This is a genomic window from Pseudomonas sp. GW821-FHT01E05 (assembly GCF_059422425.1).
Map to the genome: position 1 here is coordinate 185781 of NZ_JBWKWW010000011.1, position 19253 is coordinate 205033.

A 19253-nucleotide genomic window follows, 5' to 3' on the forward strand; every position below is an offset into this window, starting at 1 on the left:
AGAAGGAAGGATTCAAGCCATGACCATCAATCTGCAACTCGATGCCCTGCGTGCGGCCTATCGCGCCGGTAGCACCACGCCTCGGCAGCTGCTGCTGAGCCTGCGGGAAAAAGCCGCGGCGCTGAACCCGGACTATCACCTGTTTATCCACCTGCTCAGCGTCGCTGAACTGGAACCGTACCTCGCCATGCTGGACGGTCGCGACATCGACAGTTTGCCGCTGTACGGCGTGCCGTTCGCGATCAAGGACAACATCGACCTGGCGGGCATTCCCACCACCGCCGCCTGCCCGGCGTTCGCCTATGTTGCGCAGCGCTCGGCAACCATCGTCGAGCAGTTGCTGGCGCTCGGCGCGATCCCGTTGGGCAAGACCAACCTCGACCAATTCGCCACAGGCCTCAACGGCAGCCGCTCGCCCTACGGCGCTTGCCCCAACAGCGTGTTGCCGGAATACCCGTCGGGAGGTTCCAGCGCCGGTTCTTCATTGGCGGTGGCGCTGGGTGTGGCGAGTTTTGCACTGGGTACCGACACGGCGGGTTCCGGTCGAGTACCCGCTGCTTTGAACAACCTGCTTGGGTTGAAAGCCACCAAAGGCTTGATCTCCACTGCAGGTGTAGTCCCGGCCTGCCGCACTCTGGACTGCGTGACGACCTTTACCGCGACGGCTCGTGAAGCCAGCCGGTTGCTGGCCCTGACCGCGCGGCTCGATCCGCGTGACGAGTACAGCCGCTGCAACCCACTGTGGAACGATGGCTCAGCCTTTGGCACTCCGCGACCGTTGCGCTTCGGCGTGCCGCGAGTTGAAGATCTGCAATTCTTCGGCTGCGAGGAAGGTCCCGTGCTGTTCGATAACGCCATTGATCGACTCAAAAAACTTGGCGGTGAAGCGGTGCAGCTCGACTTGTCACCGTTCCTCGAGGCCGCCCGTTTGCTTTATGAAGGGCCCTGGGTGGCCGAGCGTTACAGCGTGGCCGGCGAGTTGCTGGAACAAAATCCGGAAGCCGTACTGCCGGTGATTCGCGCCGTGCTGGCCAAGGCACCGACAGTCGACGGCGTGCAAACCTTCCGCGCCCAGTATCGCCTGCAGGCCTTGAAAGCCCTGTGCGACAAGGCACTGGAAGACCTCGACTGCGTACTCACGCCAACCATCGGCCGCCCGGTGACCCTGGCGCAGCTTGCAGCAGAACCGGTACTGCACAACTCAGAACTCGGTTACTACACCAACTTCATGAACCTGCTGGACTACGCCGCCGTCGCCGTGCCCAGCGGTTTCATGAACAACGGCCTGCCGTGGGGCGTGACGCTGTTCGGTCGGGCATTTACCGACCAGTACTTGCTGAGCGTGGCTGATGCGCTGCAACGTCAGCAAGGCTCGACATCCCCGGCCCCTCCCCATCCTGCCCGTAATGACCGCGCCCGGCTGGTGGTTTGCGGCGCACATCTGGATGGGCTGGCGCTGAACTGGCAACTCAAGCAACGGGGTGGCCGTCTGGTTGAAACCACTCAAAGCGCGCCGCATTACCAACTCCACGCACTGGCCGGCGGCCCACCGTTTCGCCCAGCAATGGTCCGCGTTGCGGAAGGCGGCGTGGCGATTGCGGTAGAAGTCTGGGAATTGCCGAGCAGTGAACTGGGCTCGTTTCTGACCGGGATTCCCGCGCCGCTCGGGTTGGGCAAAGTACAGCTTGCGGATGGACGTTGGGAGAGCGGGTTTATTTGTGAACCGTACGGGTTGGAAGGTGCTACGGATATTAGCCACTCAGGGGGTTGGCGGGCGTATCTGCAAAGCCGCAATTGACCCGATCATGAGCCCCCCACCCTGTAGCAGCTGGCGCAGCCTGCTGCTACAGGGGTTTCAAAAAACCCTACAAATTAAGCAGTTATTTCCGCACAGCGCCATTAGAATGCCCCACCCGGTCTCTGCCAACGGAACTGCCATGCCGCTTCGCTCTGCGCTGTTTTCGCAACGCTCGTTGGTACTCACACTCATCGCGCTACTGGGCTGTGGTTTCCTCGCCACCTCATTGCTCAGCTACTACGCCTCACGGGCGTCGATTCGCGACAATATCGTCAATACCGAGCTACCGCTGACATCCGATACGGTCTACTCGGAAATCCAGAAAGACCTGGTCCGGCCGATCCTGATTTCCTCGATGATGGCCCGCGACACCTTCATGCGTGACTGGGTAGTGGCTGGCGAACGCGAGCCTGAGCAAATGACCCGCTACCTCAACGAAGTCATGACTCACTACGACGCCTACACCGCGTTCTTCGTCTCCGACAGCAGCCTGACCTACTACCACGCCAAAGGTGTGCTGAAAAAAATCAGCACCCAAGAGCCCCGTGATGCCTGGTACTTCCGTGTGCGCGACATGGCCGAGCCGTATGAGATCAACGTCGATCCTGACTTGGCCAACCACGACAGCCTGACCTTCTTCATCAACTACAAAGTCTACGATTACAAAGACCAGTTCATCGGCGCTGCCGGCGTTGGTCTGACTGTAGACGCGGTGGTCAAGCTGATCGACAAATACCAGCAGCGTTACCAGCGCAGCGTGTACTTCGTCGACACCTATGGCCGTCTGGTGCTCACCGGTGCCGAGGGTGGGCCCCAAGGTGCGCGGGTCGGGCAGACCCTCAGCGAACTCGACAGCATGAAAGACCTGCTGACCAAACTGCCCAAACCCCACAGCGGCAGTTATGAGTATTCGGCCCAGGGCCAGGGACATTTCCTCAACGTGCGCTTCATCCCGGAGCTGAACTGGTACCTGTTCGTCGATAAACGCGAAGACAGTGCCCTCGGTGAAATCCGCCAGTCGCTGTACCTCAACCTGCTGATCTGCCTGATCATCACGCTGATTATCCTGGCCTTGCTCAACCGCCTGCTGAACCGCTACCAGAGCAAGATCCAAGCCCAGGCTACCCTCGACAGCCTCACCAGCCTGCCGAACCGTCGCGGCTTCGATCTGCTGGCTGTCCAGGCCATGCATGAAGCCCAGCGTGAACCGAAACCGCTGACAGCCTTGCTGCTGGACCTGGACCACTTCAAGCGTTTGAACGACACTTACGGCCACCTCGCCGGTGACCAGGTGCTGAGCGGTTTCGCCCGTGATCTGCAAAGCTGCCTGCGCCAGTCAGACATCGTCTGCCGTTGGGGCGGTGAAGAATTCATCGTGCTGCTCAAAGATACCGACAGCGGCAACGGTCAGATGATCGCCGAGAAAATCCGTCAACAGATCAAGCAACAACGCTATGCCTATGAAGGCCAAGCGCTGCAGATCACCGTCAGCATCGGTCTCACCACCCTCCAACCCGACGACACGCTGCACAACCTGTTGTCGCGTGCCGACCATGCGATGTACCGTGCGAAACAGACTGGCCGTAATCGAACCTGTGTGGAAAAACCTCTCCCAAGCTATGAATAAACCCAATCTCTGCCCGGCCTGCGGTGCTGGCAACGACTGCACCCTGGCCGATCCGCGCACCGCCGCCCAAGCCTGCTGGTGCTATGGCGTCAGCATCGATCCGGCAGTGCTCCGGGCCCTGCCCGTCGAACTGCGCGACCTATCCTGCCTGTGCCCGCGCTGCGCGCAGGTCGAGGCGCAGCTGCAGGCGGCCACCGGGAAGATCACGTAAGATGCGCGGCCCTTTTCTGATCAGCCGATAGCCATGCGCGTTGACCGTTTCCTCAGCAACCTGCCCCGCTTCAACCGCAAACAAGTGCGCTTGCTACTGGTCGGGCGCAGGATCAAGGTCGACGGGCAAATAGTCAGCGACCCTCACTTTGATGTGCGCGAGTTCAGCCGCGTGGAGTGCGACGATGAAGTGCTGCAAGCCGGTAAACCGCCGCGCTACTTCATGCTGCACAAACCGCCGGGCTGCGTCAGCGCCACCAGCGACCCTGAGCACCCGACCGTGCTCGACCTCATCGATGAACCGGACAAACACGAGCTGCACATCGCCGGGCGACTGGACTTCAACACCACCGGCCTGATGCTGATCACCAACGACGGCAGCTGGTCGCGACGCCTGACCCAGCCGCAGACCAAACTGGGGAAGATCTATTACGTCGAGACCGAACAAGACATCGGCCCCGAGTATGCGCAGACCTTCGCCCGGGGCCTGTACTTCGCCTTCGAAGATCTCACCACCCAACCGGCAGAACTGGTCGTGCTCGGGCCAAAGAGCGCGCGGCTGAGCATCGTCGAAGGCCGTTACCACCAGGTGAAACGGATGTTCGGCCACTTCAACAATAAAGTCCTGCGCCTGCATCGCGAATGCATGGGGCCACTGGTACTCGACGACGCTCTCGCACCCGGCGAGTATCGCCCGCTGACCGCTGAAGAAATCCAACAAATCTAAAACCCGCCGCCAAGTCACGACCATTCAGCAGAAAGTTGTCGATCAATTTACAAACGGCACTTGCGGGATGGGGATCTCCCTGCTTGAATCAAACCGTCGGCCGAAATGTGACCGATGAGTCACCAACGCATTCTAAGAAACCTTTTGCCGGCAGTGAGCCTTCAGGCTCCGCATTCCCCCCGGCAGATTGCCCGCCTATAACAATACCCGTCGACCAGATTTCACCGGATCGACATGGGCAAAAAATTCCAGGCGTATGCCTACCTGTCACAAAGCTCGTGCAATCTCATTGCGCGCATACCCGCTTGCCAGGAGTCTTATGACATGAGGCCAGAAATCGCTGTGCTGGATATACAGGGTCAGTTTCGGGTCTACACGGAGTTCTATCGCGCAGATGCCGCAGAAAAGACCATCATTCTGGTCAACGGCTCAATGGCCACCACTGCGTCCTTTGCCCAGACCGTGAAGAACCTTCATCCGCAATTCAACGTCGTGCTTTACGACCAGCCCTACGCGGGCAAGTCCAAAGCCCACAACCTGCACGAGAAAATGCTCACCAAGGAAGTCGAAGGGCTGATCCTCCTGGAGCTGATCGACCACTTCGCCGCCGAACACGTGTTGTCGTTTTCCTGGGGCGGCGCCGCGGCGTTGGTCGCCTTGGCCCATCGTCCACGGCGCATTGAAAGGGCCGTGATCAGTTCGTTCTCCCCAGTGGTCAACGAACCGATGCTTGACTACCTCGAACGTGGTGTCGACTACCTCGGCAGCCTGGACCGCGACCGTGTCGGCAACCTGGTAAACAGCACCATCGGCAAACACCTGCCGTCGTTGTTCAAGCGTTTCAACTACCGGCACGTCAGCAGCCTCGCCGAACACGAATATGGGCAGATGCACTTCCACATCAGTGAAGTGCTCAACAGCGATCGCCTGTGCTATCTCAACGCGGCCAAAAAAATCAACGTACCGATGCTGTTCATGAACGGCGAATGGGACGAATACACCTCCCCCGACGACGCCAAACTGTTCGCCAACCATGTGCAACACAGCACCTTCAGCACCATCCAGGCCGCCGGACACTTTCTCGACATAGAGCATAAAGCCGCCTGCCGAGACAGTCGCCAAGCCCTGATCGACTTTTTGAAACCGGCCCGACACGAAAGCCGACCGCGTTACCACTACGTTCGGGACCATCATGCATTGGCAATGTGAAACTGCGTCAACGCAGGCAACCTCGCTCCCCTAAGAACTCCACATTCTTGTAGGAGCGAGGCCTGCCCGCGAAAGACCGCAAAACGGTCTCTCACTTCATCTGTGCCCCGATCGTCAGCGCTGCCCCCGCCGCCGTCGACGATTGAATGTTGCCCACTGCGTCCCGAAAAAAAAACACATAAACGCAGATCCCCCCAAAGAAAAACTTCAAATCCCCGCCCACATCTGGTACAAAGTCAGCCGCTCTGAGCGGGTGTCGTATAATGGCATTACTCCAGCTTCCCAAGCTGATAACGAGGGTTCGATTCCCTTCACCCGCTCCACTTGATTGAATCCAACGTCAGGCAGCTTTGACGAGGGATGTAGAGACAACAAAAAACCGGCTCAGTTAGCCGGTTTTTTTGTGGGTGCGGTTTAAGTGCTGCTTTCAAGGCCCACGTACGGCCCGTATCGAAAGCGTCTGGATGGACGAGCGCTTCGACCGTTTTTACTGCGTCGCCACAATAAACAACCGTGGAAATGGCAACTGCACCCCGCCATCAGCCAACACGGGGTACGCCTGCTCGATCGCCCCGCCAACGAACGTCGACGCTCCGAAAATACGAGCCCCATGAGCGCCAGCTTGAAGCGCTGCGCCAGCAGCTCGGCAAACAGCCCTTGGGCGCGCATCCACGCGCCTGAAGGCTGTCATGCAGCTCGCTGAGGTCACCCCGTCTTCCGACAGTTCTAAACCAGCGTCTGGCCGATTTCAGGACCTGTTTCCGGCCTTGTTGGGCGAACTTTCTGGTGGCGCTGCGAGGCAGAATTCGTCGGGGTGCGCCAGGCCCTAATGCTGTTTTTAGATTTTGACACTTACCAGCATGTATGCCATGGAATGCTATACTTCGTTCGAATTGCATGAAGTGTGCAACGTTCCCCACGGGTACAGATACCGACTGCAAATTTCAGTTAACGGCTGCAGGACAGAGGAGGTCTACGGCAAAAGCGAGATGGGAGGTGTGGAGTGAATCGATACTATTATATCAGTGACAATTTCGACGATCTAGAAACCGTTGAAAATGAATTGGAAGCCAACGGCATCAATACCGAACAAATTCATGTGCTCAGTGAAAAAGCTTCTGATGTTGAACAACATCACCTCCACGAGGTTAACTCGTTAATGAAACAAGATGCTGTTCACTCTGGCGAGATTGGTGCGGTGGTCGGTGTGCCACTCGCGGCGCTGGTCCTTGGCGGTGCCTATTGGCTGGGTTGGACCAAATCCCCCGCAGGCTGGGTGCCTTTTATCTTCCTTGCCATTGTTGTATTGGGCTTCTGTATCTGGGAAGGTGGTTTTTTTGGTATCCAGGTGCCAAATACTCACTTCCGCAGTTTTAAACAGGTGGTAGAAGAGGGCAAACATATCTTCTTCGTGGATGTTGAGCCGGATCAGGAATCGGTATTGAACCGGGTAATCGAACATTATCCAAGGCTGAAGATCGCCGGCACGGGAGCGGCAGCCCCCCACTGGACAGTAGCCTGGCTGCACAGATGGCATCAGTTCAAGCGAACGATATAACGATATAACGCATAAAGCCATTTATTGCGGATTAGCCCCAGGAGGCTTCTTAAGGCCATCCGGAAGTTACTTATTGGCCGAAGAAAATTACCCGACTGAGGAAAACATAGTCCGCCTCGGTGGCCATCAGTCCGACGAGCACCAGTAAACATAAAGGTGGCACCAATATGGCGTAGACCATGGCCAACCGTTCCCAGGCCATATGCATGAAGACGGAGACAATTAAACCTGCCTTCAACAACATGAGAGTGATAATCAGGGACCACCTAAGGTAGCCTTGGAAGTGAAAATAGTCGACAAGGTACGACAGCGTGCTGAGGACGAATAACAGCCCCCAGATTTTAAGGTACAAACTAATTGGATGTTGCTGACCCTGAGCATGCGCCATCATCAGTGCTCCTCTTCAGAACCTGTTCATGATTGTCACGATCATGAACAGTCTCTTAGACCTACCATAAATAGAAGAAAGCAAAAATAAACACCCACACCAAGTCCACGAAGTGCCAGTAAAGCCCGGCTATCTCGACGATCTGATAGTTTCCGGAGCGCTCATAATCTCCCCGCAATACTTTCAGCGCCACAATGCTGAGGTAGATGACACCGACTGACACATGCAGTCCGTGGAAACCGGTAATCATGAAAAAGCTGGCACCAAATTGCGCCGCCCCCATGGGGTTCCCCCAGGGACGAACCCCTTCTGCGATGAGCTTGCTCCATTCAAATGCCTGCATGCTGACGAAGGTCGCACCCAAGGCTGCGGTCGCCAGCATCAAGGCAGTGGTTTTCGCGCGATCACGGCGATAGGCGAAATTAACTGCCATGGCCATGGTGCCGCTGCTACTGATCAGCACAAAGGTCATGATGGCGATCAGAATAAGCGGGATTTCTCTACCGCCGATCGTCAATGCGAACACTTCACTAGGGTTCGGCCAGGCGCTGGTGATGGTCATGCGTACCGACATGTAGCCGGTTAAAAAACAGGTGAATACAAAAGTATCGCTGAGCAGGAATATCCACATCATCGCCTTGCCCCAGGGGACCTGCTTGAAAGCCTCTCTATCCGAGGACCAGTCGCTGGCGATGCCCTGCCATCCCGGTGCAGGCGGCGAGCCTGGTGGATTGGATGAACTGGACTCGACTGGGGCTGGTGGGTGCGATGCCATGGCTTTTCACCTCAGGCCGCAGAATCTGGCGATGGCTTCATAGGTTGCCGGCGTGCTGGTCAGCAGAGCGAATAGCACGAACCAAAGACCCAGTAAGTAATGCCAATAGATGGCACAGAGCTCTACGCTGGCGCTGAGTTGCGACAACGGTACGTGATGCAGGAATTTAGCGACGGTTCTACTCCAGGCTATCAGCCCGCCCAGCAGGTGGAACCCATGCAGGCCGGTCAACAGGTAGAAGAAACTGTTGGCCGGATTGCTGGCGACAAAATAGCCCCAGGCGACAAACTGCTGCCAGACCCAGAGTTGTCCCACCAGAAAGGCAACTGCAAATACGCCCCCCAATGCAAAGCCAATGACCGTTGCGTCCAATCGAGCCTGTCGGGCGGCCATACGCGACCACTGCAGTGCGATGCAACTGAATACCAGAAAAGCCGAATTCAGCCATAGCTGCCATAGATTGGCTAACGGCGCCAAGGGCTCCGTCAAGGGTTGCCAGTCGGCCACCTGTGAGCGCTCGATAAAGGCGACCAGGAAGAGAAAGAATAACGAGCTCACCACGGCCAGAAACAAGCGCAGGCCTATTCTTGCGTTTTGGATTCTATCGGCACCCTCGACGGCCTGAATATCCTCAGGATCGCGACTCCAACTGCCGCCGGGATCAGCACTTTCGGCGTTTTTCAATAGCAGTCTGTTCATGTTTTAACGTCCGCTATCCTGGTTCCGGCACTGAGTTGCCGCATCTGCTCCAGCTCCTCGGCGGAGACCGTTTGCGGAACGAAATCCTGCTCTATCCCCGGCACACTGTAGTCATAGGCCCAGCGATGCACGACCGGCAGCTTCGCTCCCCAGTTACCGTGGATCGGCGGGGTGTTCGGCGTTTGCCATTCCAGACTGGCCGCGCCCCAGGGATTACTGCCTGCAGGCTTGCCTTTAAATACACTCCAGGCCAGGTTGAACAGGAACAGCAGTTGGGAAACGCCGACGGTCAATGCGACCACCGTAATGAAGGCATTCAAATCTTGCGCAGACTGCGGGATGAACGCGTAGTTGTCATAGGCATAGTAGCGGCGTGGCATGCCCTGGAAACCCAGGTAGTGCATGGGGAAGAAGATCGCGTAGGTGCCCAGAAAGGTAATCCAGAAATGCAGCTTGCCCAGGGTGTCGTTGGTCATGCGCCCGGTTACTTTCGGGAACCAATGATAAATGCCGCCGAACACCACCAGTACCGGTGCGACCCCCATGACCATATGAAAGTGGGCTACGACGAAATAGGTGTCCGAGAGCGGAATGTCCACGATCACATTGCCGAGAAACAACCCGGTCAGACCGCCGACCAGGAAGGTGACGATAAAGGCCAGGGCAAACAGCATCGGCACGGTCAGATGGATGTCGCCCCGCCACAGGGTCAGAATCCAATTGTAGACTTTCAGTGCGGTCGGCACCGCGATGATCAAGGTGGTGGTGGCAAAGAAAAAGCCAAAGTAGGGGTTCATTCCACTGACATACATATGGTGCGCCCAGACCACAAAGCTGAGCACGCCAATCGCGATAATGGCCCACACCATCATTCGGTAGCCGAAGATACTCTTACGCGCATGCGTGCTGATCAAGTCAGAGACCAGACCAAACGCGGGGAGAGCAACGATGTAGACTTCCGGGTGGCCGAAGAACCAGAATAGATGCTGGAATAATATTGGGCTGCCACCTTGGTGATTGAGCTGCTGCCCCAGCGAGATGATCGCCGGTATAAAGAAGCTGGTGCCCAACAGTTTGTCAAACAGCGTCATGACCGCACTCACAAACAACGCCGGGAAGGCTAGCAAGGCCATAATCGAGGCCATGAAGATTCCCCATACGGAGAGCGGCATGCGAAACAATGTCATGCCGTGCGTGCGCGCCTGCAACACCGTGGTTACGTAGTTCAACCCGCCCATGGTGGTTGCGACAATAAAAATCGCCAGTGAGACGAGCATCAGTACGATGCCCCACTCGGTCCCCGGTGTCCCCTTGGTAATGGACTGTGGCGGATAGAGCGTCCAGCCCGCACCAGTGGGCCCGCCAGGGACAAAAAAACTGGCGAGCAACACCAGTACCGCCAGCAGGTAGGTCCAGTAACTCAGCATGTTGACATAGGGGAAGACCATGTCGCGGGCCCCCACCATCAGCGGGATCAGATAGTTGCCGAAGCCACCCAGAAACAAGGCCGTCAGCAAGTAAATGACCATGATCATGCCGTGCATGGTCATCGCCTGGTAGTAAGTACTGGCGTCCATGAACCCCAAACTACCGGGGAAGCCTATCTGCAAGCGCATCAAATCGGACAACACCACGGCGATGAGACCCACGAATATAGCCGTCAAGGAATACTGAATGGCGATGACCTTGTGGTCCTGACTCCAGATATATTTGGTCAGGAAACTTTTGGGTTCGTGCAGTGCTTCTGTTTCGGCTTGCTCCGCATAGGCCATCACGTCATCCTCCTGCTGAAGTTTCGGTGTATTGCTGGCTGCTTACGGCGACTTTCCTGGCTGCGCCTTGCTCGCATCAGCGTCGGCATTCGCTTTGGATTTGATAAAAGCGATCAGTGCGCTCAACTCCTTATCACTCGGCGTAAAGGTAGGCATGATGGGTGCGTAGCCCTTGACGATTTTGGCGTTAGGCTTAAGAACCGATTCTTTTATATAGTCCTCATCGACCTTTATCCTCGTATCGTCGTCAAGGGTTTCTGTCTTGCCATACAGGCCCTGCCAGCTGGGGCCGACGCCCTTACTGCCATCGACGCTGTGGCAGGCCAGACAGCCGAGCGACTCCGCCAGCCGCTGTCCCTGCGCCGCCAGGTCGTCACCTGGGCCCGACGCTTCGCTGGCAGAAAGTTCATCGCCTTGGCGCGCAGTACCCAGTGATTTGATCAGGGCGACGAGAGCACCCAGTTCATCTTCACTGAGAGTATAGGTCACCATGACTGGCGGGTAGCCCTGTACCCGTCGGGCCTTCGGATCGAGGATCGCCGCTTTCAGGTAGGCCTCATCGACCAGCACACTGGTGCCATCGGCAAGCTGCTCAGTGCGGCCGTACAGCCCCTTCCATCCCGGGCCGAGACTGGCACTGCCATCCTGGCTATGGCAGGCACTGCAGCCGTGCTTTTCGACCAACAGGCGGCCTTTTTCCAGCACGCTGTCCCGACTGGGCTTGGCAGCTGTCGCTAATGTCTGCGCAAAAGTCGGTTGGCTGCTCAGCCATTGATCGAAGGCGTCCTGTTCATCGACGATCATATGGCCGCGCATGTTGTAATGCCCTACGCCACAATATTCAGCGCAAAGGATTTCAAATTTCCCGGTTTTAGTCGGCGTAAACCAAAAGTACGACACCATCCCTGGCACCATATCCATCTTGCTGCGCATTTGCGGTACATCGAAATCGTGCAGCACATCTTTAGAACGCAGTAAAACTTTTACCGGCTTATTGAGCGGAAGGTGGACTTCATTGCTTCTTATAAGCACATCGTCCTGCCCGGCAGGATCCATGGGATCAAGGCCGAAGGGGTTGGTGGAATCAACAAACTTGATATCCGATCTGCCCAGCTTCCCGTCCTGGCCAGGAAAACGAAAGGCCCACTGCCACTGCTGGGCGACCACTTCAAGTTCATAAGCTTTTTTCGGCACCCGGACGAAATCACTGTAAACAACCAGCCCTGGCGCCAACATCACGGCAATACCTACCGAAGTAACGATAATTAACCATAACTCCACCTTTTTATTTCCTGGCTGGTAGGCCGCCTTGGCACCCTCTTTGTGACGATAACGCATCAAGGCTACTGCCATAAATACCGTGATGGCGATGAAAAATATTCCGCTCATGACCAGGGTGATGAACTGGGTGGTGTCTATTGACCCCCAGTTGGAAGCTGCTGGTGTCGCCTGCCAAGGCGCTAGTATGTTGAACAGCACTGATGCAACAACGATTAGAATCAAGATAATTGCTATTGCCATTTTCTCTTCATCCTATTCCTGTTACTCGCTGGTTATGCAAAAGCATCGCCACTCAACAGCATCGTCAAATTAATATCAATCTGACGCCCAAGCAGGATAGACAAGCACCACCCATCCTGGCGGCAAAGTCAGCAAGAAGTATAGTGCATGAACGGAACAAGCGCTTTTTCTGAAAAACCCGACGCCCAGATATTCCAGTTCCAACATTAAGTTAATCGTTTAAAACCTATTCGCTACCTATAACTGTAGATACTCGGCATCGCGTCTCCCGAGACTAATTTTGGCGTAGCGACTTGTTTCCGATCAGTCAAAATGATTAGGGAAACACTGAAAAAGACTTTCCAAACTTGATGAAATACGCCTATCCCGTCACACGAGCTTTTCCGATGAAGCAAATAACCTTCGCCGACGCCGAGTATGCCGGTAAGCGTAAGCAGACCCGCAGAGAAGGTTCCTGATCGAGATGGATCGGGTAGTGCCGTGCAAAGGCTTGATCGCCCTGATCGAGCCTCACTACCCCAAGCGAGACCCGGTTGCCAGCTATACTCAATTTCTGATTACGGACGGCAGAGATCGGCCAGAAGCGGCCCAAAAAACGAACCCTGTCCATGCGTAGTGATCGGCTAAGTGATGGCATTGAGAAGAAGCAAGAGCTACAGAGTCCAGCAGTCCACAACGGAGGTTTCGTCATGAGTACCTTGACGATCGAAGGCTGGTGCAAAATCAGCGGCGACCAAAAGTCCACCCCGGTGGGGGACATCCATTTTTACGTCGATGGCCCTCTCCACGTGCGTCTGGAGCAGGCCGAAGAACACCTGCAGAAGACCCATGAGCCTGAAGCCATGGTCGATGTCGATATGAACTCGCTGGACTTGATCATGCCGGAGGGATACGGCCCCTTGTCCGATTGCCAAATGCGTGTCTATTTGCACCACGAACGCGGTCAGTTCCATTTGGTCGGGCATCGAGCGAGCGATGGCAGCTTGATCTATTCCAACGCGGTTTTGGTTGATCAGCTGCTTTAGAAGCTACTACGTGCTTCTCGGCATCGGTTTTTCTCTGTGGGGGTGTTTTTACCGCGTTGCCACAATAAACAATCGTGGAAATGGCAACAGCACCCCGCCATCGGCCAACACGGGGTACGTCTGTTCGATAGCCGCGGTATAGCGCCGCAGGTACTCCTCCCGCTCCGCCTCGTCGAGCGGATCAAGAAAGGGTCGCAAGCCACTGCCCTTGAACCACTCCACCACCGCAGCGGCGCCGCCTGCAAGGGGGTGATGGTAGGTGGTGCGCCACACATCCACCCGGGCACAGCTTGAACTCAACAAATCGTAGTAGCCGTTTGCATCAGCCATCGCCGTTCGTTGGCCAGCAGCCCCGGCGAGTTTGTCGGCCCACGGGCCTTGGGCAGCCGTTTTGCGCATCAGCCGGTGGGCGGGTTCATTGAGATTATCTGGCATCTGAATGGCCAGACTGCCGCCCGGAGCGAGCCGCGCTACAAGAGACGGCAGCAGGGTCGTATGGTCAGGCACCCATTGAAGGACAGCGTTGGCCAGAATCACATCAAATGGGCCGGGCTCATCCCACCCTTCGATGGCCACCGTGTCGAACTGAACATCCGGTAAACGCTTGCGGGCGGCTTCGATCATGTCGAGCGAACTGTCCAGCCCTCGGGCCGCAGCGTCCGGAAAGCGCGCCGCCAGCAGTTCTGTCGAATTACCGGGGCCGCACCCGATATCGATGACGGAACGGGCTTGCGTCGTGGGTACGGCGGCCAGCAGATCACGTACCGGACGCGTGCGTTCATCTTCAAAGACAACATATTGCCTGGCAGACCAGCTCATTGCGCGCTCCTGTCGGTTCGGTTCTTTGTCTTGATGGGTAGACCACTCTTCAGGTTAAAGCACGATACATCGACAAGCGTGCTTTGCTCCTGTGCTCGCCAAGGTATGCCGTGGCTGACATTCGGGCAATCACTGCCAAGCCCCAGAAAAGATTCAGAAACACATCAAGCTCAGGCAATCCGCACTCTCGCGCCTCACCTTTCTACACTTCAGCCCTTAACGCTTATCGGCACCCATCAGTTTTTTCGGTGGTTATAGTGTTGATAAGAAAATTTCAGTAGGTATAGTAACCACCTACACACACCACAGGGAGGTGTTGTGAATAGCCTGTTTTCGATAAGCCAAATCGTCGCTGACGGTTGGTATCTGGTAAGGGTCAGAGGTAGTCATCACCACTTCAAGCATCCGACGAAGCCCGGCCTGGTAACGATCCCTCATCCAGAAAAAGATTTACTGAAAAAGACGGCCACCAGCATTTTGAAGCAGGCTCTGCTCTGATGAACCGGTACACACCGTCCGTGGAGAACAACGAACATGCTTTACCCAATTGCGATTTCAATGGGCGATGAAGAACACGCCTGGGGTGTAGAAGTGCCGGATATTCCTGGCTGCTTTTCGGCCGGTGATGATCTGGACGATGCCATGGCCATGGCTCGGGAAGCCATCGAAGGCCACTTCGAAATTCTGGCAGAGGACGGCGCCCCGATCCCTCCCGCCAACAAAGTCACCGTTCATGCCGCCAATCCGCAATACGCGGGTTGCACTTGGGCTGTGGTTGATATCGATGTGACCAAGTACCTTGGCAAAGCCCAAAAACTCAACATCACCCTGCCCGGCTATCTGCTGACCCGTATCGACGAATACGTGCTCCATCACCCGGAAGAGAAAAGCCGCTCGGGGTTTCTGGCCTCGGCAGCGCTGAAGGTGTTGCAGCAGGGTTGAACGTCTCGGAAAGAAGGTGCGGCCCGAACTTTTGCAAGAGCGGTAGCGGCCGATGATGATGTTGGCGGGGGTGCAGCGGTAAGTACTGCTCAATCGCCCGCGTCACCAGCTCCTGTGTTGATCGTGGTTGGACGCGAGGTTGAGGCGCTCGCGCATATTTCAACAAAACAAAACCGGCCTGGATCGCCGGTTTTTTATCGCCAATCGTTCACAACAACTACCGTTCGTCGACCTTATAGCCGGCTGTTTTGACAGCTAGACTTTCGGATCTATCATCCAATCGCGGCCTGCTGGAAGGAACCCGGACCGTTACGTTCAAGGCAAGGAGCCAGGCCAGCTCGTACCCTGTGACAGGTGGGTTCCGCTAGTAGTGTGAAGTTACAACAGCCGTAGGAGAGTCACTGTTGTCGTGTCTGGCAGATGCCAGGCAACCACTATGAAAAGGAGCTTTACGATGTCTAGAGTCACGGATGTGTTGGTCTCCATCGATACTGAAACCATTCTGAAAAACTACCCGAACATCAGTAAAAACCCCGACGCCCCTACAATGATCGACGTCAACCATGTGTACATGGTGACCAACCAGAACAATGTGGTCAGTGGTCAGGCTGGCGGCGAGCTCAATTTGAAAGCCCAGGTCGGTGACCTGATTCGCTGGCGCGAAACCAGCCTGTCGCAGAGCTTTGAAACCGCGGTGATTTTCTACAAGTTCATCGGCAACGTGGGCAATGAGCTGATCTCGACGCCCACGCCGCGCAAGGCTACCGCCTGTGTTGCAGTTCCCAATACCAGCAATCCATCCGTGCCCAGTTGCCAGAAAGTCGATAACCATTACTGGTCTTCGGAAACCCTGTCCACCGGTAGCGTGACGTACCACTTCAATTTCCTGATCGTGGATCGCGACTGCAGGATCGTTGGCTGCTGCTCATGGGATCCGTTCATTACCATCCGTAACTGACGTGGCCGGCCCCTTGGCGACAAGGGGCTTTCCGATTTCGTTACCGCCCCCACTGGAACTGGATGTCGTGCTTGAGCCGGGGGCGGCTGTCACAACCCGTCTACATCATGAAAGGAATCCGTGATGTCCACAGACAACCTCGTCTCTACTTCAGAAAAAACCGAACTCGCCAACAATGTGTTGCTCATCGTCGACACTGAAACCTTACTGTCACGTTATCCGCAACCCAGTCTTGAGCCGGATACTCCAACGCTGATTGACGACGGATTCATCTTTTTCGCGGGTAGCACTCAAGTAGAAAAAATAGTCAAAAATGACAGCCTTATTACTCTGACTGCGACCAACGGCAACACCTTCCGCATTCGCGGCCGCACCGTAAGTCTGCGGGCTGAACACAGCGTGGTGTTTTACGACATAGCGGTAGGCGACGCAGGTGTCCTTTCGCCCCCGCAGCTAATCGTCCACAGTGGCATGACCTTGCCCGCGCCCAACCCTGCAGACCCGATTCAGCCGGTCAGCCAAGAGGCTGATGACCATTACTGGCAATGCAAACAACTGGCCTGCGGTGTGGAGAAGTGCGAGTTGAGTTTTATGGTGGTGAACCCGAGTTGCGAAGCGGTGGGTTATTTCAGCTGGATGGTTGAGGTGAAGGCGATCAGTTGAAAGCTCTCAAATAAAAAACCGGCTCAGAGGCCAATGCCGGTCATTTAAGCACTTGATGCTCAAAACGATCGTCCGAACGCGGCCCGAACCTGAGGCAACTCCTAGACCGCCCAGGTATACGCAAAACCTGTAGGAGCAACTGTCTCGACTGGCTCGCTTGGCATCGACAACAGAACGCACAACGGCGCTTCAATCAGCCGTCCGTTCGGGCGGGCTGAAGGCTGGATTACAGCGCCTTGGCCATTTTCAGGTGATTTTCCAGTTTGGGCAGGGTTTCTTCGGCGAAGGCTTTTAGCTCTGGCACCTCAGAAGTCTGAGCTACCAGTTGAAGCTGCTCGATGGCCGCTTCAGTGGTTTTCACCTGGCTGGCGGCATAGGCCGCGTCGAAGGTGGCGCCGTCCTGTATGTCGGGCATCAGAGTCTTGGCCTTGCTCGCTACCTCTTCTCTGTCTGCGACGGGCAACTCGAGCTTCCTGGCGATTTTGGCCAGATGCTGGTTGGCGGTGGTGCGGTCGTCGATGACCTGAATCGTGTAGTCCTTGATCACTTGGGAGGTGGTTTTCTGGTGGGCCAAGCGGCTGACTTCAATGTCGGCGATGCCTTTGACCGAGACGTCGTTGACAAACTCGACAGGCGATTGTGCAAAGACACTACTGGCGCCAAGCCCCAGCAGCACGGCGAAACTGGCGGTGCGTAATCGGGTAGTCATCCGGCTCATGTGCCGCTCCCTCGTTAAAATGAAAACTCAAGCGGGAGCTTGCGCCCCCGCCTCTCAATCGTTGACTGGATGCGGCCGCTTCAATGGCTTTGCTGCCCGCCTCTACGACCGGCTTTGGCTTTTCCAGGGTCTTTATCGACGCTCATGGTGGTGGTTTTCCCACCTTTACGGCCGGCTTCGGAGGCCTTGGTGCGATCGTTGGCGGTGGTCCCCGAGTTCGGGTTTCTTGAGGTAGGCATGATTCTCTTCCTCTTGGTGAATGATTGCGGCGAGCGATGCCCGCATAGGATCTGAATTTTTATGGCCACAAAGGTTTAGAAAAGTTGTGTCTTTACCGACGAACGGCGCCGGGGAAAAATGCAAAAGCCCGATCAGTGATCGGGCTTTCGCGTTATAGAATTCCAGTCCTGGGTGCTAGGCGAGTACTCGCTGCGCTCGCTTGACCGCATACATCGCCTCATCGGCATGTTTGAACAGCTGCGTTTCTTCACTGCCGTGTTCGGGATACAGCGCGATGCCGATGCTCGGCAGGATGCTCAGGCTGTGGCCGTCCAGGCGTAACGGCTGGTTAAGGACGTAACGGATTTTATCGGACACGGTGCTGGCATCTTCCGGTTCCTGAACGCTGTCGAGCAGGACTACGAACTCATCACCGCCAATGCGCGCCACGGAGTCGGTTTCACGCACACAGCCTTTGAGCCGATTGGCAACGGCTTGCAGCAGCAGGTCGCCGACAGCGTGGCCGTAGGTGTCGTTGACCTGTTTGAAGTGGTCCAGATCGACATACAGCAGCGCCATTCGTCCAGTCTCTTTTCTGGCCCGCGCCAGCGCCGCTTTCACCCGTTCGCGGAGCAATTCCCGGTTGGGTAGCTGGGTCAACTGGTCGTACTGCGCCAAGTACTGCAGCCGGGCATGCAGTTGCTTGCGCTCGATGGCCGCCGCCACTTGTGCGCACACGTATTGCAGCAGCTCTTTGTCTTGCTCGGTGTAGCGCTCGCCACCGGGTGTGCTTTTTACGATCAGCGCGCCGATGGTACCCTTCTGTGAGCTGAGCGGCACCCCGAGCCAGCAAGGGGAATCCTGTCCCCTGCTGAGGTCGCGAAACTCGGGCAGCCGGCCATAATCGTCGGGAGTCAACAGAATCGGCTGACCGCTGCGAATCACCTCGGCGCACAGACTGCCGGTCGCCGTTCCTGTCTGCTCCGGGCACTTTTCGTGGTCGTCGATATGGTAGGGAAAACTGATTTGCCCGCACTGTTCGTCGTACAGCGCCACGGAGAAGTTCAGTGCTGGCAGCCATTCGCCGATGATCCGGTGGATACGCTCGAACAGTGCCAGCAAATCCTCGGCAGCATGAGCAGCCTCAGAGATCGCATAAAGCGCCGCCTGTTTGGATTCAGCCTGTTTACGCTCGGTGATGTCATGGGCCACGGCAATACGCAGTTGATCGACTTCGGACCAGCGCGCCGACCACATGATGTGCGCTATTTGCCCGTCCTTGCGCAAATAGCGGTTCTCGAAGTTGGGCTTGGGCTGGCCGCTCATGATTTCCCGGGCAGCTTGCAAGGTCCGGGCACGGTCGGCGGGATGGACCATGTCGATCATCGGCTGGCCGATCAGTTCGTCAGGCGTATAGCCAAAAATACGCTCACAGGCGGCGCTGACGAACACGAAGCGACCCTGGGCATCGACCGCACATACGGCGTCCAACAACAGGTCAATGTAGCTCGCCAGCGGCGCGGAGTTCTGGGTGGCCATCAGTAATCGATACTGTCCTGAAATTTAAAGCACTGAGTACCAATCCCTCGATCCGATCAACGGCTGTCGCCGATGAACTCTTTTTG

General features: G+C 56.3%; 20 protein-coding genes, 1 tRNA gene and 2 pseudogenes. 13 read left to right on the plus strand and 10 right to left on the minus strand.

The genetic code is table 11. The features are described from left to right. Positions 1-19: 19 nt before the first annotated feature. The 6 genes from atzF (at position 20) to AC07W5_RS23420 (ending at position 5894) form a co-directional block, all read left to right on the plus strand. Entirely contained in the window at positions 20-1798 is a 1779-nt protein-coding gene (atzF, locus tag AC07W5_RS23395) for an allophanate hydrolase (protein ID WP_495024418.1), read from the plus strand. Positions 1799-1937: 139 nt separating this feature from the next. After that, entirely contained in the window at positions 1938-3425 is a 1488-nt protein-coding gene (locus AC07W5_RS23400; protein ID WP_495024419.1) for a sensor domain-containing diguanylate cyclase, read from the plus strand. Continuing rightward, on the plus strand, positions 3418-3636 hold the full coding sequence (locus tag AC07W5_RS23405; RefSeq protein WP_494994515.1) for a cysteine-rich CWC family protein: 219 nt from the start codon (positions 3418-3420) through the stop codon (positions 3634-3636). Before AC07W5_RS23400 ends, AC07W5_RS23405 begins: the two co-directional genes overlap by 8 nt. A gap of 33 nt (positions 3637-3669) precedes the next feature. Further along, positions 3670-4362, plus strand: a complete 693-nt coding sequence (locus tag AC07W5_RS23410) for a pseudouridine synthase (RefSeq protein WP_495024420.1) — start codon at positions 3670-3672, stop codon at positions 4360-4362. A 324-nt stretch (positions 4363-4686) separates the two neighbouring features. Then, positions 4687-5571 (plus strand): alpha/beta fold hydrolase, encoded by an 885-nt coding sequence (locus tag AC07W5_RS23415; RefSeq protein ID WP_495011575.1) that lies wholly within the window; start codon positions 4687-4689, stop codon positions 5569-5571. A 249-nt stretch (positions 5572-5820) separates the two neighbouring features. Further along, positions 5821-5894: transfer RNA gene (locus AC07W5_RS23420), tRNA-Gly, on the plus strand. 164 nt (positions 5895-6058) lie between these two features. Here AC07W5_RS23420 and AC07W5_RS23425 read toward each other — a convergent pair. Beyond that, a pseudogene (locus AC07W5_RS23425) lies at positions 6059-6139 on the minus strand (trans-aconitate 2-methyltransferase); the annotation flags it as partial. Between the two features lie 435 nt (positions 6140-6574). Between AC07W5_RS23425 and AC07W5_RS23430 the strand changes: the two are divergent. After that, on the plus strand, positions 6575-7129 hold the full coding sequence (locus AC07W5_RS23430) for a magnesium transporter (RefSeq protein ID WP_494994512.1): 555 nt from the start codon (positions 6575-6577) through the stop codon (positions 7127-7129). Positions 7130-7199: 70 nt separating this feature from the next. Here the strand turns inward: AC07W5_RS23430 and AC07W5_RS23435 are convergent, their stop codons facing one another. From AC07W5_RS23435 to AC07W5_RS23455, 5 genes are all read right to left on the minus strand, one after another. Continuing rightward, a complete protein-coding gene (locus AC07W5_RS23435) occupies positions 7200-7517 on the minus strand; it encodes a cytochrome C oxidase subunit IV family protein (RefSeq protein WP_216743721.1) in 318 nt (105 codons plus the stop codon). 61 nt (positions 7518-7578) lie between these two features. Beyond that, positions 7579-8292: a heme-copper oxidase subunit III family protein gene (locus AC07W5_RS23440; protein WP_495011574.1), complete on the minus strand. Its 714-nt coding sequence runs from the start codon at positions 8290-8292 to the stop codon at positions 7579-7581. 6 nt (positions 8293-8298) lie between these two features. Next, positions 8299-8991, minus strand: coding sequence for a cytochrome c oxidase subunit 3 (locus AC07W5_RS23445; protein ID WP_495024421.1), 693 nt, complete (start codon positions 8989-8991; stop codon positions 8299-8301). Further along, positions 8988-10763 (minus strand): cytochrome c oxidase subunit I, encoded by a 1776-nt coding sequence (gene ctaD, locus AC07W5_RS23450; RefSeq protein ID WP_495011572.1) that lies wholly within the window; start codon positions 10761-10763, stop codon positions 8988-8990. Before ctaD ends, AC07W5_RS23445 begins: the two co-directional genes overlap by 4 nt. A 42-nt stretch (positions 10764-10805) precedes the next feature. Then, the gene (locus AC07W5_RS23455) at positions 10806-12284 is read right to left on the minus strand and encodes a c-type cytochrome (protein WP_495024422.1); all 1479 of its coding nucleotides are present in this window, start codon (positions 12282-12284) and stop codon (positions 10806-10808) included. Positions 12285-12670: 386 nt separating this feature from the next. On the opposite strand from AC07W5_RS23455, the pseudogene AC07W5_RS23460 reads away from it, so the two are divergent. Together AC07W5_RS23460 and AC07W5_RS23465 are read left to right on the plus strand one after the other, a co-directional pair. Further along, positions 12671-12807: pseudogene (locus AC07W5_RS23460) on the plus strand (IS5/IS1182 family transposase); the annotation flags it as partial. A 166-nt stretch (positions 12808-12973) separates the two neighbouring features. After that, a complete protein-coding gene (locus AC07W5_RS23465) occupies positions 12974-13309 on the plus strand; it encodes a hypothetical protein (protein ID WP_494994507.1) in 336 nt (111 codons plus the stop codon). Positions 13310-13357: 48 nt separating this feature from the next. Here the strand turns inward: AC07W5_RS23465 and tam are convergent, their stop codons facing one another. Beyond that, positions 13358-14128, minus strand: coding sequence for a trans-aconitate 2-methyltransferase (tam, locus tag AC07W5_RS23470; protein WP_495024423.1), 771 nt, complete (start codon positions 14126-14128; stop codon positions 13358-13360). Between the two features lie 318 nt (positions 14129-14446). On the opposite strand from tam, the gene AC07W5_RS23475 reads away from it, so the two are divergent. The 4 genes from AC07W5_RS23475 to AC07W5_RS23490 all read left to right on the plus strand — a co-directional run bounded on the left by AC07W5_RS23475 (position 14447) and on the right by AC07W5_RS23490 (position 16691). Continuing rightward, positions 14447-14626, plus strand: a complete 180-nt coding sequence (locus tag AC07W5_RS23475) for a type II toxin-antitoxin system HicA family toxin (RefSeq protein WP_494994505.1) — start codon at positions 14447-14449, stop codon at positions 14624-14626. 36 nt (positions 14627-14662) lie between these two features. Further along, on the plus strand, positions 14663-15070 hold the full coding sequence (locus AC07W5_RS23480; RefSeq protein WP_494994504.1) for a type II toxin-antitoxin system HicB family antitoxin: 408 nt from the start codon (positions 14663-14665) through the stop codon (positions 15068-15070). A gap of 454 nt (positions 15071-15524) precedes the next feature. Further along, positions 15525-16028, plus strand: a complete 504-nt coding sequence (locus AC07W5_RS23485; RefSeq protein WP_494994503.1) for an inclusion body family protein — start codon at positions 15525-15527, stop codon at positions 16026-16028. A gap of 123 nt (positions 16029-16151) precedes the next feature. Then, complete coding sequence (locus AC07W5_RS23490) at positions 16152-16691, plus strand: AidA/PixA family protein (protein ID WP_495024424.1); 540 nt, start codon at positions 16152-16154, stop codon at positions 16689-16691. A 226-nt stretch (positions 16692-16917) separates the two neighbouring features. Here the strand turns inward: AC07W5_RS23490 and AC07W5_RS23495 are convergent, their stop codons facing one another. From AC07W5_RS23495 to AC07W5_RS23505, 3 genes are all read right to left on the minus strand, one after another. Continuing rightward, positions 16918-17409, minus strand: coding sequence for a DUF4142 domain-containing protein (locus AC07W5_RS23495; protein ID WP_494994501.1), 492 nt, complete (start codon positions 17407-17409; stop codon positions 16918-16920). A gap of 80 nt (positions 17410-17489) precedes the next feature. Further along, positions 17490-17648: a con-10 family general stress protein gene (locus AC07W5_RS23500; RefSeq protein WP_494994500.1), complete on the minus strand. Its 159-nt coding sequence runs from the start codon at positions 17646-17648 to the stop codon at positions 17490-17492. A gap of 175 nt (positions 17649-17823) precedes the next feature. After that, the gene (locus tag AC07W5_RS23505; RefSeq protein WP_495011562.1) at positions 17824-19167 is read right to left on the minus strand and encodes a diguanylate cyclase domain-containing protein; all 1344 of its coding nucleotides are present in this window, start codon (positions 19165-19167) and stop codon (positions 17824-17826) included. Positions 19168-19253: the final 86 nt, after the last annotated feature.